The organism is Polaribacter sp. 11A2H (assembly GCF_011379025.1).
Classification (GTDB): Bacteria; Bacteroidota; Bacteroidia; order Flavobacteriales; family Flavobacteriaceae; genus Polaribacter.
Genome location: NZ_WTLD01000002.1, coordinates 37,604 through 62,413, shown reverse-complemented (window position 1 = coordinate 62,413; position 24,810 = coordinate 37,604). Strand labels below are relative to the sequence as shown.

The 24,810-nt window shown below is 28.4% G+C and carries 20 protein-coding genes; 10 read left to right on the top strand and 10 right to left on the bottom strand.

Translation table 11 applies throughout. The annotated features are described in order from the left end of the window. Positions 1-12: 12 nt before the first annotated feature. Together GQS58_RS02745 and rlmB are read left to right on the top strand one after the other, a co-directional pair. Entirely contained in the window at positions 13-1,545 is a 1,533-nt protein-coding gene (locus tag GQS58_RS02745) for a RagB/SusD family nutrient uptake outer membrane protein (protein ID WP_166382644.1), read from the top strand. A 134-nt stretch (positions 1,546-1,679) separates the two neighbouring features. Next, the gene (gene rlmB, locus GQS58_RS02740; RefSeq protein ID WP_166382642.1) at positions 1,680-2,441 is read left to right on the top strand and encodes a 23S rRNA (guanosine(2251)-2'-O)-methyltransferase RlmB; all 762 of its coding nucleotides are present in this window, start codon (positions 1,680-1,682) and stop codon (positions 2,439-2,441) included. 103 nt (positions 2,442-2,544) lie between these two features. Here rlmB and GQS58_RS02735 read toward each other — a convergent pair whose 3' ends face one another. After that, the gene (locus GQS58_RS02735; RefSeq protein WP_166382640.1) at positions 2,545-3,222 is read right to left on the bottom strand and encodes a rhomboid family intramembrane serine protease; all 678 of its coding nucleotides are present in this window, start codon (positions 3,220-3,222) and stop codon (positions 2,545-2,547) included. 77 nt (positions 3,223-3,299) lie between these two features. Between GQS58_RS02735 and GQS58_RS02730 the strand changes: the two genes are divergently transcribed. Next, positions 3,300-4,571: a replication-associated recombination protein A gene (locus GQS58_RS02730; RefSeq protein WP_166382638.1), complete on the top strand. Its 1,272-nt coding sequence runs from the start codon at positions 3,300-3,302 to the stop codon at positions 4,569-4,571. Between the two features lie 143 nt (positions 4,572-4,714). Here GQS58_RS02730 and GQS58_RS02725 read toward each other — a convergent pair whose 3' ends face one another. Then, a complete protein-coding gene (locus tag GQS58_RS02725) occupies positions 4,715-5,461 on the bottom strand; it encodes a hypothetical protein (RefSeq protein WP_166382636.1) in 747 nt (248 codons plus the stop codon). A 136-nt stretch (positions 5,462-5,597) separates the two neighbouring features. Continuing rightward, on the bottom strand, positions 5,598-6,284 hold the full coding sequence (locus GQS58_RS02720) for a YjjG family noncanonical pyrimidine nucleotidase (RefSeq protein WP_166382634.1): 687 nt from the start codon (positions 6,282-6,284) through the stop codon (positions 5,598-5,600). Between the two features lie 38 nt (positions 6,285-6,322). Between GQS58_RS02720 and GQS58_RS02715 the strand changes: the two genes are divergently transcribed. The 3 genes from GQS58_RS02715 to GQS58_RS02705 are packed head-to-tail and all read left to right on the top strand — an operon-like array spanning position 6,323 to position 10,314. After that, positions 6,323-7,609 (top strand): lipopolysaccharide biosynthesis protein, encoded by a 1,287-nt coding sequence (locus GQS58_RS02715; RefSeq protein ID WP_166382632.1) that lies wholly within the window; start codon positions 6,323-6,325, stop codon positions 7,607-7,609. A 3-nt stretch (positions 7,610-7,612) separates the two neighbouring features. Then, the gene (locus GQS58_RS02710; RefSeq protein ID WP_166382630.1) at positions 7,613-8,722 is read left to right on the top strand and encodes a CapA family protein; all 1,110 of its coding nucleotides are present in this window, start codon (positions 7,613-7,615) and stop codon (positions 8,720-8,722) included. After that, the gene (locus GQS58_RS02705; RefSeq protein WP_166382628.1) at positions 8,722-10,314 is read left to right on the top strand and encodes an asparagine synthetase B family protein; all 1,593 of its coding nucleotides are present in this window, start codon (positions 8,722-8,724) and stop codon (positions 10,312-10,314) included. Before GQS58_RS02710 ends, GQS58_RS02705 begins: the two co-directional genes overlap by 1 nt. 157 nt (positions 10,315-10,471) lie before the next feature. On the opposite strand, the gene GQS58_RS02700 is transcribed toward GQS58_RS02705, so the two are convergent. The 6 genes from GQS58_RS02700 to GQS58_RS02675 all read right to left on the bottom strand — a co-directional run bounded on the left by GQS58_RS02700 (position 10,472) and on the right by GQS58_RS02675 (position 17,794). Continuing rightward, complete coding sequence (locus GQS58_RS02700; protein ID WP_166382626.1) at positions 10,472-11,572, bottom strand: GNAT family N-acetyltransferase; 1,101 nt, start codon at positions 11,570-11,572, stop codon at positions 10,472-10,474. Beyond that, on the bottom strand, positions 11,573-12,541 hold the full coding sequence (locus GQS58_RS02695; RefSeq protein WP_166382624.1) for a polysaccharide deacetylase family protein: 969 nt from the start codon (positions 12,539-12,541) through the stop codon (positions 11,573-11,575). Positions 12,542-12,555: 14 nt separating this feature from the next. Continuing rightward, positions 12,556-13,425 carry a hypothetical protein gene (locus GQS58_RS02690; RefSeq protein ID WP_166382622.1) on the bottom strand — a complete coding sequence of 290 codons (870 nt, stop codon included), beginning with the start codon at positions 13,423-13,425 and terminating at the stop codon, positions 12,556-12,558. Continuing rightward, a complete protein-coding gene (locus tag GQS58_RS02685) occupies positions 13,425-14,729 on the bottom strand; it encodes a polysaccharide deacetylase family protein (protein WP_166382620.1) in 1,305 nt (434 codons plus the stop codon). Before GQS58_RS02685 ends, GQS58_RS02690 begins: the two co-directional genes overlap by 1 nt. A 93-nt stretch (positions 14,730-14,822) precedes the next feature. Beyond that, a complete protein-coding gene (gene radC / locus GQS58_RS02680) occupies positions 14,823-15,509 on the bottom strand; it encodes a RadC family protein (protein ID WP_166382618.1) in 687 nt (228 codons plus the stop codon). Positions 15,510-15,589: 80 nt separating this feature from the next. Then, positions 15,590-17,794, bottom strand: a complete 2,205-nt coding sequence (locus GQS58_RS02675) for a multiheme c-type cytochrome (protein WP_166382616.1) — start codon at positions 17,792-17,794, stop codon at positions 15,590-15,592. Between the two features lie 449 nt (positions 17,795-18,243). On the opposite strand from GQS58_RS02675, the gene trkA reads away from it, so the two are divergent. The 4 genes from trkA to GQS58_RS02655 all read left to right on the top strand — a co-directional run bounded on the left by trkA (position 18,244) and on the right by GQS58_RS02655 (position 23,411). Further along, entirely contained in the window at positions 18,244-19,590 is a 1,347-nt protein-coding gene (trkA, locus tag GQS58_RS02670) for a Trk system potassium transporter TrkA (protein WP_166382614.1), read from the top strand. Positions 19,591-19,592: 2 nt separating this feature from the next. Beyond that, on the top strand, positions 19,593-21,095 hold the full coding sequence (locus GQS58_RS02665) for a TrkH family potassium uptake protein (protein WP_166382612.1): 1,503 nt from the start codon (positions 19,593-19,595) through the stop codon (positions 21,093-21,095). Positions 21,096-21,184: 89 nt separating this feature from the next. Then, positions 21,185-22,324 carry a hypothetical protein gene (locus tag GQS58_RS02660; RefSeq protein WP_166382610.1) on the top strand — a complete coding sequence of 380 codons (1,140 nt, stop codon included), beginning with the start codon at positions 21,185-21,187 and terminating at the stop codon, positions 22,322-22,324. Continuing rightward, positions 22,314-23,411, top strand: coding sequence for a nucleotidyltransferase family protein (locus GQS58_RS02655; RefSeq protein ID WP_166382608.1), 1,098 nt, complete (start codon positions 22,314-22,316; stop codon positions 23,409-23,411). Before GQS58_RS02660 ends, GQS58_RS02655 begins: the two co-directional genes overlap by 11 nt. Here GQS58_RS02655 and GQS58_RS02650 read toward each other — a convergent pair. Then, positions 23,395-24,747, bottom strand: coding sequence for a UDP-N-acetylmuramate--L-alanine ligase (locus tag GQS58_RS02650; protein ID WP_166382606.1), 1,353 nt, complete (start codon positions 24,745-24,747; stop codon positions 23,395-23,397). The genes GQS58_RS02655 and GQS58_RS02650 overlap by 17 nt on opposite strands. Positions 24,748-24,810 lie beyond the last annotated feature (63 nt).

The following is a 24,810-nucleotide window of genomic DNA, read 5'->3' as shown; positions in this document are numbered from 1 at the left end:
AAAACATATAAAATGAAAACAAAATATATAAAATCACTACTGGCAATAGCCATAGTAACGTTAACTACAAGTTGTAGTTCGGAGTTTTTAGAAGAAACTCCAACACAGTATATTTCAATATCTGATGTTGGTGAAACGGGACAAATTTATCCTGGAGTATTAGCAGGTACACTTAGTGGTTTATTTAACTCTATGTATACAACTGGAACAGGTGGAACTACAGATCATGCAGATTTTGGACAAAAAGGTTATGATATTTATACAGATTTTCTTTCTGGAGATTTAGCTTTGACTCGTAATACTTACAATAGATACAGTAATTTTGCACAATTATTAATAACGGTAGACAACACATATACTAGAGCAAACTATTCAGCATGGAGATATTATTACAGAGTAATAGGATCTGCTAATAAAATTATAGATGCTTTAGGTGGTAATGATGCCGTAATTACTGACTCAAATAAAGTAACTATGGGACAAGCAAAAACAATGAGAGCTTATGCTTATTTTTACCTTACACAACTTTACATTACAGAATACTCTGCATCTAGTAAAGTATTACCTTTATATATAGACACTAAAGGAGATGCATTAGAACAAAGTGAAACTAAGGTTGTATATGATCAAATGATTGATGACTTAAAGCAAGGAGCATTGCTTTTAAAAGATTATAATAGAACTGAATTATTTGAGGTTAATGATGATGTAGCAAATACATTACTAGCATATGTATATGGATCTATGAATACTCCTGAAACTAATTTATTAGCAAGAAACCTAGCTGAAAAAGTTATTGCACATGCAGGATTACCTCTTACTAGTAAGACAGAAACTACTGGTGGTTTTAACTCTGTTAATTCTCCTAGTTGGTTATGGGGTGCAGACATTACTACAGACACATCACTAGACTTAATTTCATGGTGGGGACAAATGGATATATATACTTATAGTTATCAATGGGCTGGAGATAAAAAAGCTATTGACAAAGGTTTATTTGATCAAATTAAAAATACTGATCAAAGAAAACTTCAATTTGCTACTCAAGCAGATATTGACGCATCTCAGGCAGATGGTAATAATGATAACGATTTAGAAAATGAAGATTTATTAATTCCTTTTAATAAGTTTTATAACAATGGTAGAGCTATTGCAGGACAAAGAGTTATTGAAGATGATTATATCTACATGCGTATAGATGAATTATATATGTTATCTGCAGAAATGAATGCTAAAATAGGATTTGATGCAGATGCTAAAAATCGTCTAAAGGAAATTTTAGCAAACCGTTTCGATTCTGCATCTGATTATAGTTATGTTGATGCTTTATCAGGACAAGCTTTAGTTGATGAAATCTATTTACAAACACGTATTGAATTTTTTGGAGAAGGTAAAAGTTATTTTGCACTAAAAAGAAACAAGGCTAATGTAACTAGAGGTAGTAATCATTTATATTTAGTAGGTGAAACTATTCCATATAATGACGATAGACTTACTTTAGAAATTCCATTATCAGAGATTCAAAATAATCCTTTTATTAATTAAATAATAATTAGGCTAACTATTTCTAATGCAACATTGATGATAAAACATCAATGTTGCATTTTTTTTGTTTACTATAAACTCAAAAAACATAATTTTATAAAAACTAACTTATTGATTTACCTTATCTTTGCTGCATGACAACAGAAAGTACACCAACAACCAATATTTTTGGAATTAGAGCCATAATTGAAGCCATAGAAAGTGGTTCTTCAATTAATAAAATATACTTACAGAAAGGACTAAGAGGAGAATTGTTTTATGAATTGAATAAGTTAATCAAAACAAACAACCTTACTACGAGCATGGTGCCTGTAGAAAAGTTAGATAGATTATCTAAAAACAGTAATCATCAAGGTGCTGTTGCACAAATATCTCCAGTAGAATTTTACGATTTAGAAGAATTGATTGAAAAAACAGTAGAGAGTGATAAAACACCTTTATTTTTATTGTTAGATCAAGTCTCTGATGTACGTAATTTTGGAGCCATCATTAGAACAGCAGAATGTTCTGGAGTCAACGGAATTATCATTCAAAAAAATGGAAGTGCTCCGGTAAATGCAGAAACAATAAAAACATCTGCAGGTGCAGCTTTTAAAATTCCTATTTGTAAAGTAGATCACATTAAAGATGCTATGTTTTTATTACAAGCATCAGATATTAAAACAGTCGCAGCTACAGAAAAGACAGAAGACTCTGTATATGATATCGATTTTAAACAACCAATTGCCATAATTATGGGTTCTGAGCATAGAGGTGTAAACCCTTCTATATTAAAAATGGTAGACTATAAAGCAAAATTACCTTTGTTAGGTGAAATAGCTTCTTTAAACGTATCTGTTGCATGTGGTGTTTTACTATATGAAGCGGTAAGACAAAGAATTGTAGTAGGTAGTTAGATATTAAAGAAAGTATATATTTAAAACAAAGCTGTATGTAAGTAATTATATACAGCTTTTTCTAATTCTCCTTTTATCTAACTTAAGCGAGAAAACAAAAAAATTAGTTATCACTTTCATCACTCAACTCCTCCTCTACTTTTGGTGGTGCAAAATTACCATGTTCGTCAAATAAAGTATCGAATTCTGTTTCTATAAATTGATGTTCTTCTCTAATAATTCCTTTATTTCTGAACGTAATTGCAAAAAGAAATCCTACTATAAAACCAGATAAATGTCCTTCCCAAGAAATACCTTCTTTTATAGGGAGCACATACCATATCATACTTCCATATAGAAATATTATAATTAAAGACAATGCGACCAACCTAAAGTGTCTTTTTATAATTCCACTAAAAAAAACAAAACTAAAAAGCAAATAAACAATTCCGCTTGCACCAATGTGGTAAGCCTCTCTTGCTATACACCAAGTTATGAAACCTGTAAAAAAACCGCCGAAAAGCAGTACTTTATAAGCTACTTCTCTATAAAAATAAAAAAGACTGCTTAAAAGCACAAATAAGGGAATGGAATTATTAAAAAGGTGACTTACATTACTATGTATAAAATGAGTCAAGAAAACACCTCTAAAACCAACAAAAGTTCTAGGAAAAACACCGTATTTATTAAAATTAATGTCAAATTGTATTTCAATCCAATAAATAAACCAAATTGCAACAATGTATACAACCGGAATTAAAAAAATTGATTTTGATATATTTAAATGATTCTCCTCTTTCATCTGGTATAAAATTAACAAAAATAGAACCAATGTCGATTTTTACAATTTCTGTCAGAAATCTTTATTATTTTTACTGAATGAATGAACCTTTGGCAGAAAGAATTAGACCTAAAACTCTAGAAGACTATATCAGTCAGCAACATTTAGTAGGTAAAACAGGTGTTTTAACCAATTTAATTAAAAAAGGAATCATTCCTTCATTAATTTTATGGGGACCTCCAGGAATTGGAAAAACTACACTTGCCAATATTATTGCTACGGAATCTAAACGCCCTTTTTATACCTTAAGCGCTATTAGTTCTGGGGTAAAGGATGTACGAGAAATTATAGAAAAGGCAAAAAAAAGCGGAGGGTTGTTTACTGTTAAAAATCCTATTTTATTTATTGATGAAATTCATAGATTTAGTAAATCTCAACAAGATTCACTTTTAGGAGCTGTAGAGAAAGGCTGGGTAACCTTAATTGGTGCAACCACAGAAAACCCAAGTTTCGAAGTTATTCCTGCCCTACTCTCTCGTTGCCAAGTATATATTTTAAATTCTTTTGATAAAACAGATCTTGTTGCTCTTTTACATAGAGCTATGGAGAAAGACGAACTTTTATCAACTAAAAAAATTACTTTAAAAGAAACAGATGCATTATTACAAGTATCTGGTGGAGATGCTAGAAAGCTTTTAAATATTTTTGAATTATTAGTCTCTGCAGAGGATGAAATTGAAATTACCAACGATTTAGTACTCGCTAAAATTCAGAAAAACACTGTTAGATATGATAAAACAGGCGAACAACATTATGACATTATTTCTGCTTTTATAAAATCGATTAGAGGAAGTGACCCTAATGGGGCGGTTTATTGGTTGGCTAGAATGATTGAAGGAGGCGAAGATGTAAAATTTATTGCCAGAAGACTACTTATTTCTGCTTCAGAAGATATTGGTAATGCAAACCCAACTGCATTAATTTTAGCAAATAACACATTCCAAGCAGTTTCTGTTGTTGGCCATCCAGAATCTAGAATTATATTAAGTCAATGTGCCATTTATTTGGCTAATTCTGCTAAAAGTAATGCTTCTTACATGGCTATTAATGAGGCACAAAATTTAGTGCAAAAAACAGGAGACCTATCTATTCCTATTCATTTAAGAAATGCACCAACTAAATTAATGAAAGACTTAGATTATGGTAAAAACTACAAATATTCACATAATTACCCAAATAACTTTGTAGAACAAGAATTTTTACCTGATGAAATATCTGGAACCAAATTGTATGAACCAGGTAATAATGCTAGAGAAAATCAGTTTAGAGAAATCTTAAAAAACAGATGGAAAAACAGTTATAATTATTAAAATCTAATCATATAAATATATGATAATAAAAAAGAGGCCACTTAGAAACAATTTCTAAGTGACCTCTTTTTTATTATACATACAAGACTCTAAAAAATTAGAAAACCAATCTGAGGTATTTCTAATTTAATGTACGGAATTGATTAAAACTTAATTGTGTAGTGTTTTGTTACTAAGGTATCATTTTCATAATACTCTGCCACCCAGTTATTGCCATTTTTATAGATAATTCCATTCTTATCTTTAATAACAAAAACATCTTTTACATTTGTTTTAAGAATCTGAAAAACAACTGCCGGTGTAGTATCTACTAACTGGAAACCATTTTTTTTAACCTGACTATATAAAACGTCTAAATTATTTTTTGCCAGAGCAACTTCTTTAGTAGCAACCATTTTAACAGGCGCTACTTCTGCAACCTCAACAACTGTTTTAACAATAGATTCTGCTTGTAATGGAGTAAATGTATACTCGAATTCTTCCATAGTAGCATAGGCTTTTCTAATAGCTTCTTGGTACGATTTTTTATATTCCTTCTCTTTACTCTTACCCTCTTCTGATGTATACAAAACCTTACCGTTGCAATCTTGTAATTGTATTTTACTTTTTACAGTAAACATACTAGAATCGTCTATAACATTTGCAGTTAAAGCCTTACATCTATTCGTCATTAAATCTGATGGTAATGTTTCATTACTTAAAAAAACTTCAAATCCTTTTTTTTCTAAAAGAAACTTAGTTAAGGAACTTGTTTGGTATTGATCTGAACTCTTTAAAAACTCAAATCTATCTGGTACAATTACATATTTATAGTTATTGATACTTAGTTCTTGACTAAATGCCGATATTGTTATTAAAAACAAAAAACTAAATGTTATTTTTTTAATCATTTTAATTGAATATTTATTGGATTTCTAATTTTACAGTATTATTATTTGTTAATGCAATATCGCAAAATTGTACGATACTATATAGATTTCTATATAAATTAACTTTTCTTTATTTAAATATAAAACGCTTTATAAGTTACAAATATTGCTTTATTTCTAAAAGGGAATTAACAGAAAAAAAATCTCCTTTTACTGAAGTATTATTTTCAAAATTACAATAAATAGCCTGCATACCAACATTTATTGCTCCTTCTATATCTGCCTCTAAACTATCACCAATCATAATAGAATTGTCTTTATTTGCTTTTGCGATATCTAAAGCGTACGTAAATACTTTGGGGTTGGGTTTTTTAACACCCACAGATTCTGAAGTAATAATTTTATCAAAATAATGATAAATATTAGAACTCATCATCTTCTTATTTTGCACTTCTTCAAAACCATTGGTAATGATGTGCAATTTATATTTATCTTTTAAGTAATCTAAAAGTTCAAAAGTTCCATCAAATAAATAATTAAAATCTGGCAGAAAATCTAAATAGTCAACTGCCATCTCATCAATAATAGCATCTGAAATCGTATAATTTAAAGCATCAAAACTATCTTTTAATCTACCGTATCTTAACTTGTCTTTAGTAACCTTCTCTTCTCTAAACAATTTCCAATAATTAAAATTTAAAGGTTTGTAAACAGTTAAAAAAGTTTCTATATTTAAAGTAATACTATGTTTAGTAAAAACCTTCTGAAAGGCTAAATCAGAATTTTTTTCGAAATCCCATAAAGTGTGATCTAAATCAAAAAAGACATGTTGTATCTGTGTCATTTACATTATATTTGAATACATTATTTTAAGTAAGTAATATGCAACTATTTTCTTTTCTAAAAAAAGAGTTTGTTAAAAATGTATTTACATTAATAACAGGAGCTGCTTTAGGTCAAATAATTGTTTATACTTCTATTTTATTACTTACCAGACTTTTTTCGCCTGAATTATTTGGTGTATATATATTATTCACTTCTTCTGTATTAGTGTTAAAACCAATTATTACGTTACAATTAGAATTAGCAATCATTTTACCACAGAAAGATGAAGATGCTATTAATACATTTGCTTTAACCATATTTGCAACGCTAGTTTTAAGCCTATTAACATTTATCATCATATTAATTTTTAAAAGATCAATATTATCATTTTTTGAAATAAAAAAATTATCTTTTCTTATTTATTTTATTCCTTTTAGTACACTTTTCTTGGGATTTATAACCTCTTTAAATTACTGGAATAATAGAAATAAAAAATTTAATAATATTGCTAATGGTACTATTACTAAATCTGCAGTAATGAGCGTTGGCCAGATAACAACAGGCTTTAGTGCTGCTAATTATTTGGGGTTAATTCCAGGAATGTTATTGGGACAAATAGCACAACTTATATTTCTTCTAAAAAAGTCTACAAAATCTATTTATAAATTAAAAAATGAAATTTCTTATACTAGAATGCTCATATTAATAAAAAAATACAAAGATATACCGCTTTTAAATACACTTATTACTTTTTTAAACACACTCTCTAACGAAATACCTGTATTGTTAATTACCAAGTATTTTGGACTTTCAACCGCAGGTATTTATGGTTTAGCTATTAAAGTAGGAAGAGCTCCAAGTGGAATAGTACAGGATTCTGTAAGCCAAGTATTCTTTAATAAAGCTACTGAAGTTTATAATAAAAAAGAAAATTTGCAAAATATTGTAAAGAAAACGTGCTTTAATTTATTGAAAATTTCTTTATTAATCTTTATTCCATTATTCATTATTTCTTACTTTTTAGATTTTATATTTGGAAGCGAATGGACAGATGTTGGCACGTATTTAAGAATTTTAATTCCATGGTTATATATTATGTTTTTAAGTTCACCTATAACTTCTTTAATAGTAATTTTAAACAAACAAAAAGTTATACTTTTTTACGACATATGCCTTTTAACTTTTCGCTTTTTAGCCTTTTATGCTGGATATTATTTTTATAATGATATTTTAATATCATTAATTTTATTTTCAGCTGTTGGTGTCTTTTTTAATATCTTTATTCTTATTTACTTTTTTAAAATTTCTAAGACTGAAAGTGTAAACAGAAATGCATATAAATAATTTATGATTTTAACATTTACTGGAGATATAAGTATTACTGGTTCTTTTAAAGAAAAAATTAAATCTAATGCAGAGATTTTTTCTAAGAACATTACTGATGAGTTAATAAAATCTGATTTTGTTATTGGTAATTTAGAAGGTCCTACAACAACTTCTAAGAAATTTTACAATTACAACACACCTATTAAAAGTCCTGCTAATAGTATTGATTATTTAAATAAAAGAAATATTTCTATATTTAATTTAGCTAATAATCATATTCTAGATTATGGTGAATTAGGATTACAACACACAATATCTGCTATTAAAAATGAAAAATGCAGCTATTTTGGTGCAGATATGTCAAAAGAAAAAGCAATTACACCATTAATTATAAAAAAGGATGGAATTTCAATTGCACTTTTTGGTATTGCAGAATGTAACCCTAAAAAAAATGACAAAGGACACGTTTTTAATGCTGATGAATTTTTAGACTTTAAAAAACAATTAAACACCTATAAAAGCAAGGTCAATTTTATTTTCGTAAATTTTCATGGAGGAGAAGAATATACCTTATACCCCTCTACTGTAAAAAGAAATTTTCTTAAAAAAATTGCAGCATTAGATGAAGTTAGCTGTGTTATTGCGCATCATTCTCATACATTACAAGGTTATGAAAAACATAAAAATACCTTTATATTTTATTCTTTAGGTAATTTTATTTTTGATATCCCAAACCACAAACCCTATAAAGAAACTAACAATAGCGCACTATTAAAGTTTCATTTCACAAAAAATAACTTTACATTTAAGTTTATTCCTTACCTTATTAATAAAGGAAAAATTGATTCCGTAGACTCTAAAGAGTTTCAAGAAAAAATAGAAGAATTATGTAATTTCTCTAATTATAAAACAAAGTGGCAAAAGGAAGCATATAGAATCTTATTTAGAAAAGAAAACCCTAAATTGATAGAAACAATTAACGATAAAAGTTCTTTGCAAAACAAATCATTTTTAGCAATATTAATATCTAAGAAATTTTACACTAAAGTTTTATCAATCCTAAAAGATAAATATCAGTTTTCGTTATATTCTAGTGCTATTATTTATAAAATAAAAAAGAAGTTTATTTAATGGAAATTACATTAAAACATAATTTAGGTTTTTCTTGGTATAAAAACAATACGGTTTCTATAAAAGGGTATTTTTATATAAATGATACGTTTTACGAAAAAGAAAAAGCCCTAAATCTACTTTCTAAAATAACATCTACAGATAAATTTAAAGAAGTTTTAAATACCATTAATGGTGTTTTTACTATCATTATTAAAAATAAAGAAAATATTTTTATAGCTTCTGATGTTACTAGGACCTTCCCTCTTTTTTATACACTTCAGAATAAAAAACTTTTTTTAAGTGATGATATTCATTATTTAAAAGACACCTTTAATATTAACGATTTTGATGCTGTTTCAGAAATAGAATTTAAGGCAGCAAACCACACTCTAGGAAAAAAAACATTACTAAAAAATGTTTATCAAGTTCAAGCAAGTGAGTTTCTAATCATTGAAAATAATCATATCATTGAAAGTAATTTTTTTTATTCCTACGCTATAGAAAAAGAAAGTTCAGATTCTTATGCAATTTTAAAAAACAAAGCCATAAATGCGTTTGAAAATACTTTTAAACGCTTTATAAACTCATTAAATAATAGAACTGCCATTATTCCTTTAAGCGGTGGATTCGATTCCAGATTAATTGCTGTAATGTTAAAAAAACACAATTACAAAAATGTAATTTGTTATACCTATGGTAGAAAAGATAGTTTTGAAATTAAGAATTCTAAAAAAACAGCAGAAGTATTAGGTTTTAAATGGCTTTTTATTGAATATAATTCTCAAATAATCAACAATTATTTAGAAACAAATGAATTTAAAGAATACGCACATTTTGCAGGAAAGTTATCTTCTATGCCATATTTGCAAGAGTATTTTGCTGTAAAATATTTAAAAGACAATAAAGTTATCCCTAAAGACTCCATCTTTATTCCTGGTTATGCAGGAGATTTTTTGGGAGGCAGTCAGTTTCTAAAAGTAATTCCTGAAAAATTAGAACACCATCAAATTGTTGATTTAATTATTTCAAAAAAATATTCTAATTTTAAACTTACAAGTTCTAATAAAAAAAGGATAAAAAAAGAAGTTGAAAAAACATTATTAGATTTTGATATAAACTATTTAAAAAAAAATCCTTCATCTGTTTTTGAAGATTTTGATCTTAAAGAAAAAATTGCCAAATACATTTTTAATTCAGCAAATTTTTACACGTATTTCGGGTTTGAACATCGGTTCCCTTTTTGGGATAAAGAATTGTTAGATTTCTTTAAGAAAGTTCCTGTAAAGCATAAAATTATGAAAACTCTTTATGATGATATTCTAATTAATGAATATTTTAAATTCTATAATGTACATTTTGAAAAAGAATTACAACCTTCTGAAAAAAATATTTATAATCAAAAAGTAAAAAACCAAATAAAACCATTTTTACCAACTTTTATAAAACAGTATCTCATTCAAAAAAATGATTGGATGAATTACAAACCAATTACAAACCAAATGTTTATTGCAATGACTTCAAACAAACTAAGCGTTCATAAATCATCAAAAAACTACAACGAGATAATTACACAATGGTACATTTATTATTCTAAAAACAAGATAAACTAATTTTATAAACTGGTGAGGTTAATTAGTTTCTCAAAAAAAACACTGTGTTTAGTTAAATTACAGTTATCTAAATAAGCCCAAAAATCTTTGTAAAAAAGTAATGCCTATAATTATAGATCCTTTAAAATCTAATATGTAATTTGAGTTTTGAAATAAGTTAAGTAAAAACCACATCACCGTCTCCGGTTTGAATAGAAATGGTGTTCTTTAAAATTGAGCTGCTCAATTTATTTGTTACAAAGTACTTTTGATTAAATGTCTTTTTCTTTATAAAAAAAAGCTTCTGGTTTAATTTCTCCTCCAATTCACGATTGTAAACAACAATTGTTTTTACCTTTTTCTGGAGACAAATATCAACAATAAAGCTTGAAATTTCATTCATATATTCATTTGTAGAATATGAATAAGGTATTTTTAAATGACCATCTCTTATTGTAATCATCAAACATGAAATCAATTGCTGATCTTTGTTATAAATTGTATAAAAATTAGATTCAAATTGATTTGCATAACAAGAAAAAAAATAACTCTTATTTTCTTGTTTTACCTCTTCACCCGTTAAAACCCATGGAAAACTTTGAATCCATTGAAACTCTCTTTCACTTCTTTTAAATAAATTATTATTAAAATTCTCAAGAAAAACTACAATATCTTCATTCCAAACTTCATTAACCTTTACTTCAATATTTTTATTATTAGTTTGATTTTTAAAAGTAAATCGAAGATCAAAAATGAAATTTAAAACCTCATCAACAAAAGACCAAAACCTTTTTGTTAACTCGAATATTCTTCTTTTTGGTGGTAAAATATCAGCAAGACTAAATCGAATATAATATCTTGTTCCTGTTAAACTGTTTAACAATTTAAATTGCGTTGTTTTGTCATACAATAACTTAGAGGTCTCAGAGTAATTAGTGTACATTAATTTGTAATCCCAATCTTTTAAAACTTCATTAAAAACAAGTGTTGAAACTCCTTTTCTACGAAACTCTGGATGTACCCAACTTCCACTTAACCAACCAAAAGACACTTTTTTTTCTTGACTATAAAATGTATCTGCCCAAACAGTTCTATACCCAATAATTTGGTGCTCTTTAAAAGCCATAAACAACACAATATCATTTTTATGAGCTCTAGGGTTATTTATATACGATCTTACCCTAGCTTTTGATATTGGCTTGTTTTGTAGGTTGATAAACTCCTTAGAATTTACATAGCTATCCAATTCTTGAAGTGAAATTTTTTTGATAGTAACCATTTAATTTCTATGTATCTTATTTTTTTTAAAAGGAATCTTCAAAAAATATTTCATGTATTCTTTTAACAAATAGTCTTCTGCATTTGTGTTTCCTATTTCAAAAGGTATTCTTTGAAAATTAGTTTCAATATTATCTTTTTTAATTCCGGATGTACCAAAACTAATATCTATTATTTTTTCTTCTGATAGTTTGGTAAAAAACTCTTTAGAAACATCTAAATCTGTAAACGGAAAGGAAAAAAAACGATCGTCTAAATTAAACTTATGAACCAACCAATCCATACTTTCTTTAGTTTGGTTAACTTGTTCCTTAAAACTAATATCTGCATACAAAGCATGGCTCTTAGAGTGTGCCCCAACAGTAAACCCCGTATCTATCAATTCATTAATTTGAATAGAAGATAAGTAAGGTTTCTCCGTTTCTAGATATTCCTCAAAACTATAATTAACAGCATTTGCTAATTCATCTAAAATATGTTTATTGTTATAATTAATTGCAAACAAAATTTCTTCTATAGCTTCTTTACCTTCAAAAAAATCATGAAATACTTTTTTACATTTTACGGATGATTTTTCATAAACTTGAAATAATAAACTAGCTTTATATCTAAAGAAAAGCGCTTTATTATCAACAAAATCTGAGTTTATAAAAACAGTTGCAGGTATATTTCTTTCTTTTAAAATTGGAGCGACTATTTTGTAGAAGTTAGAAAGACCATCATCAAAAGTTAAGTGAAAGTAATTCTGATTTAATTCATCCTTAGATTTAGAAATTTCTATAAATTCTTTCATAGAAATAGGATTGAAATAATTACTTAAAACATCAATATCATTTTTAAATTCTGCAATTTTTCTAGATGGATATAAACTTTTTTCAAAGGTTGGTTTTTCATCAGAAACTTTGTGATAAAACGGTACAATTACCCTTTGATTAGATACTGCAATAAGTTTTTTTAAAATAGGATTCATTATTTCATTATATATTAAAAAAACATATTTAATGCATTAGAGTTTAAATAATAGTAACGTTCATTTTCGGCTCCAAAACTCTTAAAAAAAGAACCAATATCAGGTAAGTTACTCCCTTCAAAATCTAATATAAAATTAGAATTTTGATATTCTTTAATAACATTATTTATTAAAAAACTCGATGCATTTAATTTTCTTGCTTCATTATTATAAGCCGAAAACAAGTAAATAATTCTATTATTAGATTTTAAAAATAACGAGCCTCCTAATAGAACATCATCCTTAAAAACACCTAAAATAAATCCTTTATCGTTATTTATGATATAATCTGCTAATTTTTCAATCAAGTTTTCAGGAAAACTGATATGCTTATAGAACTCCTTTTTAATTTTGATTAAATCTGATATAGAACTACTTTTTATAAATAAATTATTCTTTACTCCTGCTTTTACAGAACGTTTTCTTCTTTTTGAAAAAGATTTAAAAATAGTATCATAATTATTATTTAACCCTAATGTATAATTAATTCTACAATTCATTTTCTCAATCAGATAATTATCTGAATTAAATTGTAAATTAATTTTCACAAAGGTTTTTGGTAGCGCTTTCAAAAAGTCCGAAAATAAATCTTCAGTTATATTTTCTAACGCAAACACACCCAATTGCTGACAAAAAAAAGGTTGTGTAATATATTTTATAAAATATTTTTGTTTCCATGGCAGTGGCATCACAGCTTTATAATCACCTAAAACTAAAACATCCCAATTATCTGCAACAATATCTAAATACCAAGAAAAAGCATAAATTCTAGATTGAATAGAATTTTCTATACAAGCATCATATTTAAGAATATTTAAATCTTTTCTTTTAACATATTGAATCATTATGAAATAGCTATTTTAATCATAGATTCATACAGTCTTTTCCAGCCTTTCCAACGTAAATAATCACTTAAACTCTCGTTATGAAATAAGGTGATAAAAGTTCCGTTAACCGCTTTTACCTCATTTTTTATATCTCTTATTCTTCCTAAAGATTGTTTAGGTGTTAGCTTCATATAATCGTTTAAAGTAGTGTCCATTAATGCAAATGGAAACACCTTTAACGGAGTTTGAATTTCGAAATCTAAATCGTAAAAATAAAAAGGAGTACACGTGCTTGCCCTAAAACCTACGTTGCTTGCATAACCCATAGAGTAATCTTCTTCTACTTCTAAATCTATTAAATGTTGATACGTTTCTGGCAAACTAAATCGCAAATAATGTTGCCTAGACCTCTGAATTGGAGAATTAATAATATTCTCTAACCTCAGTTTTTCTTTTTTTAATAAAGCAGTATTGTGCATGGTAAAATAAGAAGGATGTAAACCCACTTTTGCATAATCTACCATTTCTTTAATAAGTAGTTTGTACTTACTTTTTGAAGCAGAAACATTGGTATCAAAAGTAGTATAATCACCAATTAAAAAGAAAAAGATTGTTTTAATTTTATATTCCTTTTTAATCTCTAAAATTTTCTGAAAAGTATCAAAAGGATCTTTTTTTAAATTGAACGTAACTGCAAATCGATTCCAAACATCTAACACTCTAAAATGAAGTAAATCATTAATAAAACCACCTACACTTCTTATCAAGCTCTTATACTTATAAGCATACGCATTATCAATATCTACCGTAGAAATAAATTCATACGTACGATTTTTATAATCATAATCTGGAAACTTTTCTTTTAAAGCATCTAATAATTTATACGCCCAAATATCTACTACTGGTTTTTCTAAAAAACGTTTTTTATAAGCCAAACTCTGGTCTGCAGTATAACGACCATGAATATCTTTTACGTGTGGTAAATATTCTTCATATCTAGTAATAAGATAAAAACTTGCCGCAAAAACATCAAAAGGAATAGACGATTTTGGTCCGGTTTTAAAGAAACATGGAGTTTCATCCCATTTTTGCATAGAAATCTCCATATCATTAACACCCTGCTCAAACAATAAATTGTTGCTTTTTACAAAAAACTCATTCCCTAAAGGTGTTTTTGTGTAGGTCATCTTAGGACCATTAAAAGCAACAAATTCTTCTACTTTAGAAGTAAAATCTACCGGAATTAATAAAGTTCTTGTAAGAATATGTTTAAAAATATAACGAACTCTTGGTGTAATTTTATGTGTGTAAACTAGTATCATGTATTCAGTTTTCAGTCTCAGTTTGCAGTCTCAGTGTTCAGTTATAATTTCAAGTACCCTTTTTAAATGATTACTAAAACCGATAACTGCAAACTAAAGCAATCCTTCATCTGCAAAGCTAAAATACGCTTTTTCGGTAATAATTAAATGATCTAGCAGCTTTATATCTAAAGTGTTTCCTGCTTCTTTAATTTTTTGAGTAAGTTGTTTATCGGCATTACTAGGTTGTAATTTACCAGAAGGATGATTATGGCAAACAATCATTGCTACAGATGCCAATTCTAAGGCTCTTTTAAACAACAACCTAACGTCTACAACCGTGGCAGTTAAGCCTCCTTTACTAATCTGACTTTTTGCTAAAACTTTGTTAGAATTATTTAAAAATAGCACCCAAAATTCTTCGTGCTCTAAATCTCCAATAACAGGTTGCATTAAATTAAAACCATCCTTACTACTCGTAATCTTAGGTTTTTCTAAGGCAATTTCTAATTGACGTCTTTTACCAATTTCTAAGGCGGTAATAATAGCAATTGCCTTTGCTTCTCCTATTCCCTTAAAAGTGGTTAATTTTTCTACGGATAATTTTGCAAGCTCGTTTATGTTGCCAGCTACATATTGCAAAATTCTTTTAGACAATGCTACAGCGCTTTCTTGCCTGTTACCAGAACCGATAAGGATTGCTATTAATTCTGCATCAGAAAGTGCTGATTTTCCTTTTGCCAACAACTTTTCTCTAGGCCTATCATCTAAAGCCCAAGATTTAATAGTTAACTTTTCCATTTTCTTTTTTCATAAAAATACAAAAATGAAAATTAACTGTTATAAACTTATTTTTATTGATAAAAACCCTTCAAATAAATTTAATCTAATTCTAATTGATTTAGAAAATTAATATACTGTTGGTTCTTTGGGTATAAATCTACTAATCTTTCCACAATATTCTTCGCTTTTACTTTTTGATCAGATTTAGAATATAAATAAGCCAATGCATACAATAAACCTTCATTTTGCGCATCTACTTTTAAACCTTTGACCAATGCTTTCTCACTATTTTTAAAGTCTTGTTTTTTATCGTACAACAATCCTAAATTATAATAAACACGAATATTGTCAGGCATTTTTACCATCGCTATTTTAAGTTGCTCAATTGCCTCATCTTCTCTATTTAATTCTGCATACATTAAAGCTAAAGAGTAATAAACAGGTCCATATTCTGGCTCTTGTTCAATAACTGTTTTAAAAGCTATTTCTGCCTTTTCATAATCTTTAATATTATAATATAATGTAGCTAAATTTATTCTAATTTGATTGTTAATGACATCAATAGATTGAGCACTTTCAAAAGTTTCTATGGCTTTTTCTATATATCCCTGTTTTAGAAAATAGTCACCTTTTTTCATTCTTATCCCTACAAAATCTAAATTTGTATCAATATGTAACCAAAATTCTTTTTTTACCTTTTGATAACTTTCTTTATAAACTTCAGGCACATCTGTTTCAGCCAAACCTCCTAAACCATAAAAAGCCTTTACTCTAACAGTTCTTTTTGGGTCTTCTAATAAAGGTAAAAAATAAGCATTATAATCCGTGGTATTTATGCCACCTAAAACATCTACACTTGCTCCTCTAACCAAAGCAGAATCATCATTTAAAAGTGAAATATAATCTTCCACAAAATTCTGTGCATTGTAATTAGCCAACACTTTTGTTGCAGATGCTCTTACTATTTCGGGTTGATGCGTATCGTGCATCAAATCAATTAAACCTTCATGACCATTTGGTTGCATGGTTATTCCTGGTGCTAATTTTTCTGAATAATGAATAGAATCTACCTCTCCAAATAATTTTGTGAAATTTTCGGCTGCCCAAACATCATCTTTATCTGTGTGACAACCAGAACAAGCATTTGGATTTCCATATTTTACACTTAAATCTGGTCTTGGCACTCTAAAACTATGATCTCTTCTAAAGTCATTTCCCATATAAAATCTTCCTGTCATGTGGCAGTTAATGCATTTTGCCCCATCGGTATTTTGTTCGTGAAAATGATGTGTAGGAGTATCATATTTTTCTGAAACATGACATTGCGCACACAATTTATTACCATCAAACTTTAGTTTTAATGTATGTGCATCATGGCAATCTGTACAAGTTACATCATTTTGATACATTTTACTCTGCGTAAACGAACCATACACATAATCTTCATCTAAAATTTGTCCGTCTGCCTGATATAAAGGAGCTTCTAATAACTGTGGATAATAATGATCTAACATCGTTCCTTCAAAATTAAAGGCTCCAGAAAACTGCTCTCTTCTCATATGGCAACGTGCGCATTGGTCTACCAATTCTTTAGGCCTTGTTTTTATTGTCATTTGAAAAGTTCCGCTGTCCATGTAATCTTCACCAAGTTTATCTACATCGGCAACATGTTCTTTTCCTGGACCATGACACGCTTCACAATTCACATTAATAATTGCAAACTCGGTATTATAACTATGTGTTTCTGCATCGTAATTTTTACGAACATTTGTAGAGTGACAATCAGAACACATATTATTCCAATTTAAACCACCTCTAGACCAATGCAACCACTCAGAGTGTACAACTTTAAAATCTGGATATAAATCGAACCATTTATTCTCTACAGAATCCCAAGCAGTTCTTAAACATTGGTAATGTCCGTCAGGAAATTGAACAATATATTGCTGTAAAGGAGTAATACCAAACGTGTATATTATTTTATAATCGTGGTTTTCACCATCTGGTCCTTCTGTATTTACATAAAAATCATTGTCTTTTTTATAAAAATGAGAAGTCACACCCTGACTTGTAAATTTCTGATTGTTAAAATCACCTAAAATAGAAACACTATCGGCAATTTCCATCGCTTTATCATGATGAGAACCTTCCCAACTTTTAAATTGATCTTGATGACATTCTTTACACTTCTGATCTCCTAAAAAATGATCATCAGGAATAATTTTCCCCGAAAGAAAAACACTACTATCAGCTACTACAGCTTTATAATCTTGTTTTTTATCACAAGAAAAAAAAGACATCATAAATAAGGAAAAGATTAAAAATGAATTTATTTTTAAAAAGACGGATGAGCGTAAGTTGGTTAATTTCACGAAACTTAATGTTTATAAATAGTAAAACTAAAGTTTCTAGGTAACAGAAAAGAAGATATTTATCATCTTTTATTGAAAAAATACTTTTTTTGACTCTTAATAAAATACAGTGAAAATCAAAATACACAACTACTAATTAGGCTTTTATTAAAAGAATAAAAATAACTGTAATTATTTTTATACCTCATAAACCTATAAAACATTCCTAATTATTTTTTCTAATATGCTTATATTCTGTTTTGTCGATTACCTCATTGTTAACTATTATTTTTACAAATCTGTTAAAGAACCGATACTTACTTAAATTTGAAAAAATCTATTTATTACCCATTTCCATGAAAACTCTTTATATCTTTGCCGACACATTCTACCTTTAAATTATGAAAATTATTATAGCTGGTGCTGGAGAAGTTGGTTTTCACTTAGCTAAACTTCTTTCTTACGAATCTCAAGACACCTATATTATAGACTTTAATGGTGAAAAGTTAGAATATCTGAACAGTCATTTAGATGTAATTACTAAAAAAGGTGATGCTACATCCATAAAATTATTAAAAGAAATTGGAATTGAATCTGCAGATTTGTTAATTGCGGTTACCGATAGTCAGAATACCAATTTTACTATTTCTGTAATTGGAAAATCTTTAGGAGCCAAAAAAACAATTGCTAGAATAGACAATCCTGAGTTTTTGAATAACTGTGAAGTAGATTTTACAAAATTTGGTTTAGACTTTATGATTTCGCCTCAAGAATTAGCGGCTAATGAAATAAAAATGCTGTTAAATCAATCTTCATTTAATGATACTGTAGCATTTGAAAGCGGTATTTTTAATGTATTAGGTACGCCATTAACCTATAAATCTCCCATTGTAGATTTAACGGTTAAAGATGCAAAAGAAAAATTTGCTGATGTAGATTTCATCACAATTGCAATTAAAAGACAAGGTGAATCTCAAACGATTATTCCTAGAGGAGATATTGTTTATGAAATAGGAGACCAAGTTTATTTTTGTGTACCAAATTACAGCATGAAAGACCTTTACCCTATTACTGGTAAAAAACGCTTGCAAATTAAAAATGTAATGATTCTTGGAGGTGGTAGTATTGGAGAAAAAACGGCAAGAAAACTTTGTAAAGATAATTTTAGAGTAAAACTTATAGAAAAGAATAGAGATAAAGCAGAATTTTTAGCTGAAGAGCTAAGTGATACTTTAGTTATTAATGGTGATGGTAGAGATTTAGAACTATTAGAAGAAGAAAACATTAGAGAAACGGATGCTTTTATTGCGGTTACAGGAAACTCTGAAACCAATATTATGTCTTGTTTACTTGCAAAATCTAAAGGTGTTAAAAAAACAATTGCCTTAGTTGAAAATATGGAATATATTGATATTTCTCAAACTATTGGCATTCAATCTTTAATTAATAAAAAATTACTTGCTGCAAGTAATATTTTTAGACATATTAGAAAAGGTGAAATTTTAGACCTTGCCAATTTACACAATGTAGATGCAGAAATTTTTGAATTTGAGGTTCAAGAAGGTGCTAAAGTATCAGAACATCCTATTAAAGATATACGCATTCCTAGAGAAGCTATTTTTGGTGGTATTATTAGAGATAAAAAGGCAATTATGCCTCATGGAAATGTACAAATTATAACAGGTGATAAAGTAATCGTATTTTGTTTAACAGAAGCCATAAGTGCTGTAGAACGTTTATTTAAATAAATATGACGAGTACTTTAAACACCAAAATAATATTTCGATTTTTAGGTATTACTGCAATCTTAAACGGTTGCTTTATGTTTATTGCATATCCGTTTAGTCTGTATCATAATGAAGATGCCAAGTGGGGAATTTTAAATGCAGGAGTTGTAACTGTAATTCTTGGACTATTACTTTATTTTCTAAACAAACCTAAAAGCACCCATTTAAAAAAGAAAGATGGATACTTAATTGTAACCTTAGGTTGGCTAATCCTCTCTTTAACAGGAATGCTCCCTTATTTATTTTCTGGAACCATACCAAGCGTTGCAGATGCTTTTTTCGAAACCATATCTGGCTATTCTACCACAGGTTCATCTATATTAACAGACATAGAATCCATGCCAAAAGGAATCTTATTTTGGCGCAGTGCAACGCATTGGATTGGAGGAATGGGAATAATTGTACTTACTATTGCTATTTTACCATTATTAGGTATTGGAGGAATGCAACTTTTTATGGCAGAAGCTCCAGGCCCATCTGCAGATAAATTACACCCTAGAATTACAGATACTGCAAAACGCTTGTATTTAATTTATATATCTCTTACGTTTGCCCAATTCTTTTTATTAAAATTAGCTGGTATGAATTGGTTTGATGCTATTAACCATGCTATGGCAACAATGAGTACGGGTGGTTTTTCTACTAAAAATAGTAGTGTAGCTTTCTACAACAACCTACCTCTGGTACAATATATTATTATCTTTTTTATGTTTGTGGCAGGTACTAACTTTGTACTTACTTATTTCGCTTTAAAAGGAAAGGTTCGTAAAGTTTATGAAAGTGAAGAATTTAAATACTACTTTTTTGGAATATTAGGCGTTTCTACATTAATAGCAATTTTAATCATCTTTTTTCAAGACCCTAATTTACAAACAACCATTCAGCACCCTATGATTTATGGTGAAGTAGAAAGCGCTATTAGACATTCACTTTTTATGGTGATTTCTGTGGTAACTACAACTGGTTTTGTAAGTGCAGATTTTACCATGTGGAATTTCTTTGCAACAGGTATTTTCTTTGCCTTGTTCTTTACAGGTGGTTCTGCAGGTTCTACAAGTGGTGGAATAAAAATAGTTAGACACATTGTAATGCTTAAAAATAGTTTTCTAGAATTTAAAAAAGCCTTACACCCAAATGCAATAATACCTGTACGATTAGACGGAAAATCAATACCTCCAACTATTGTATTTAATATACTATCGTTTTTTATTATTTACATGCTCATCTTTATATTAGCCTCTGTAATACTAACCCTTTTAGGCTTAGATTTTATGTCTGCTTTAGGTGCAGCTGCTTCCTCTTTAGGAAACATTGGACCCGCTATTGGTAGTGTAAGCCCTGTAGATAGTTATTCTCATTTATCTGATGCCGCTAAATGGTTTTGTTCCTTTTTAATGCTTATTGGGCGTTTAGAACTTTTTACAGTACTTATTTTATTTACTCCTTTCTTTTGGCGTAAAAATTAATTATAGATTTAATTTTCAAATAATTTACGCCTCAATTTTGAGGCGTTTTTTGTTTTGTATAAATAATAAAAAAGCTACTTTTATTCTTTATGAAAAAACAATCGAATTTCTTGTATAAAGCTATTGAAGACAAAACTATTGTTTGGTTTGAAAATAGTAATGAATATCTAATTCTAGAAAATACCACTGCAGATATTTTAAAAAGATTAAGCAAAGGAATTGCTGTAAAAGAAATTGCTGAAGCTTTATCTAAAAAATTGGCAGTTCCTTTAGATAGAACTATAGATTTTATAATAGACTTAGAAAAAAAGATTTACGTACCTAAAAGCAATAAGGAATCTGAAATCATTAATGATTATAGAGATATTGAAAAACCAAAATCTTATGAGTTTATAAAGTTCTACAAAGTTAACAACGTTGTTTTTAAAGTTTCTTTTTTAAGTGAAAAAGAACTTTCTCTTGTGCATCCTAAATTTGCACATTTAGTGATTAAGGATAGCAGCAATTTTGATTATGAATTTGATGTTTTTATAAATAATAAATTTATTTTTCTTATTGTTGATAAGCAACTGATAGGTGCTTGGAGCCGTAATGATATTCATTATTTTCAAGGAAAATTTTCGATGCAATTTATTCAGAAAATTCATCAGAAAGAAGAAGACGAATGGATGGGCGTTTTTCACGCATCTGCTGTAAGCGACAAAAAAAAATCAATCTTATTTTTAGGTGATTCCGGCAATGGAAAAAGTACTTCTTTAGCACTTTTACAAGCAAACGGTTTTACTTGTTTAGCAGATGATTTTGTACCTATAGATATCGAAAAAAGAGAAGTATATAGTTTTCCTGCTTCTATATCCATCAAAAAAAACAGCTTAGAAACGTTGCTTCCTATTTATCCAGAATTAGAAACAACCGCAGAATATAATTTTACGAGATTAAATAAAATTGTACGCTATTTAAAGCCTAATAACACCAATTATTTCAATCATTTACCTTGTAATGATTTGATTTTTATAAAGTATGAAAAAGATGCTGATTTAACTTGTGAGAAAATTTCTAAAGTAACTGCTTTCCAGCAATTGATTCCGGATTCTTGGATCTCACCAAAGAAAGAAAATGCACAAATATTTTTAGACTGGTTTAGTAGTTTAAATTGTTACCAACTAACCTACTCTAATAATGAAGAAATGATAGCAACTGTTTCTAAAATATTTAAGAATGACTTATAAAGAAACGCTTTTTTTTGTTGCAAAATGTTTAACAATTTCTTCGGAAGAAAAAAACAAAATAGAAATTGAGACACAACTAAAAACTACAGAAATAGATTGGGATGCTGTTGTAAAAGTAAGCACAGGTCATTTTGTATTTCCTGCTTTGTATTGCAATCTAAAAAGAGCCAATTTTCTGAATTATTTACCGGAAGAATTGGTGAATTATATGATTCATATTACTGATTTAAATAGAGAAAGAAATCAGGATATTATTGATCAAGCTAAAGAAATAAACACTATTTTATTAGCTAATAGCATTACTACTATTTTCTTAAAAGGAACAGGCAACTTGCTTGAAGGATTATATGAAGATATTGCCGAGAGAATGGTTGGGGATATAGATATAATTGTTTCTAATACCGATTTTAAAAAAGCTATTCAGCTTTTAAAAGACCAAATGTATTCCGCTAAAAATGAGGTTTACATGAACTTTCATTGGCATTATCCTAAAATGGTAAAAGAGAACCGTATTGCTGCTGTAGAAGTGCATAACAAAGTTTTAAAAAAGCCATACACTCAGTATTTAGATTACCAAACTTTAAAAAAAGATTCTTTTAGTGTAAATAAAATTACAGTTGCTTCTTTTGAAAATCAATCTTTAATTACCGTTTTACAAAAACAGATTAATGATAATCTCTATTTTTCTAAAACAATTACTTTAAGAAATGTCTATGACAGCTATTTATTAGCTAACAAAACAACCTCAAAAAAGAGAGTTTTAAATAATAAAAAATTAGAAAAATATCTTAATAATTATGCAATTGTTGCATCAGAAATTTTGAATCATCCTAAGAGTTTAACTTTTATCAAAAATGAAGAAGCTTCTAAATATTTAAAATCTTACCTTTTAATTTCAGAAAATTCCCAAGCGGAAATCAAAAAAATTAATCGAATTAATTCTTATATAAAATTAAAAGATAAGCTAAAAATTCTACAATATTCTTTTACTGATAAAGAGTATCGATCATATACATTTAGGCGTTTTAAAAGTGTTCCATTTTATTTAAAACAATTTGGTCTAAAAAAGCCTAAACCAAATTCTTAACCTCATCAAAATCTAAACCACCATAATTACCAGAACTCATTAAAACCACCGCAGATTTTTCTAAATTCTGACTGAATAAAAAGGCTTTAAATTCATCTGGATTCGTATAAATAACCAAATCATCTCTTTCAAAAGCATTTGCAATTTGCTCTGCAGTAACTGCTGACAATTGTTTAATTTTTACAGCATGCGGAGAATAAAATACCACCGCTTTATCGGCTGCATCTAAGGCTCCTTTGTATTCTGCTAAAAATTCAGCATTCAAACTAGAATAGGTATGTAGTTCTAAACAAGCCAAAACTGTTCTTTCTGAATATTGTTCTTTAACCGCTTTTGTAGTTGCCTCCACTTTACTTGGTGAATGTGCAAAGTCTTTAAAAATTACTGTTGATGGAGTTTCTACAATTTTCTCTAATCGCTTGCTTGCTCCTGCAAAACTAGCAATAGCTTCATAAAAATAATCCTCATCAACCCCCATGTGTTGACAAATCCACTTTGCTCCTGCTAAATTCTGCAGATTGTGTTTACCAAAAACTTCTAAAGGTAAGTTTCCTTCTGCTGTCTCTAAATAGGTAATTCCGTTTTCAATAAAATGTTTAGGTGTCGTATAAGGATATTTCTTAATATGATTTTCTGAGGTTTCTACAACCTCTTTTACGATGGCATCTTCTTCATTATACACCATACTTCCTCCATTTACCATAGAATCTGTAAAGATTTTAAACTGATCTACATAACCTTCAAATGTTGGAAAAACATTAATATGATCCCAAGCAATTCCACTTAACAACGCAATATTTGGTTTGTATAAATGAAACTTTGGTCGCATGTCTATAGGCGAACTCAAATACTCATCACCTTCTAAAACAATAAAATCGTTTTCTTCTGTTAAATGTACCATGGTTTCAAAACCATCTAATTGTGCACCTACCATATAGTCTACTTCTTTTTCATGGTAATTTAATACATGTAAAATCATAGAAGTGATGGTTGTTTTACCATGAGAACCCCCAATTACAACACGAGTTTTATCTTTAGATTGCTCGTATAAAAACTCAGGATAAGAATAAATTTTTAAACCTAATTCTTGGGCTTTTAATAATTCTAGATTGTCTTTCTTAGCATGCATCCCCAAAATAATCACATCTAATTCTGATGTTATTTTCTCTGGAAACCAGCCAAATACTTCTGGCAATAAACCGTATTTTTCTAAACGAGATTTAGAAGGATTGTGAATTGTATCATCAGATCCAGAAATTTGGTATCCTTTTTGGTATAAAGCAATTGCTAAGTTGTGCATGGCACTTCCGCCAATAGCAATAAAATGAATTTTCATCGAACAAAATTTAAAAAAGTAAAAATACAAAAGCTTACTACAATATAAAGTATCTTTAGACGT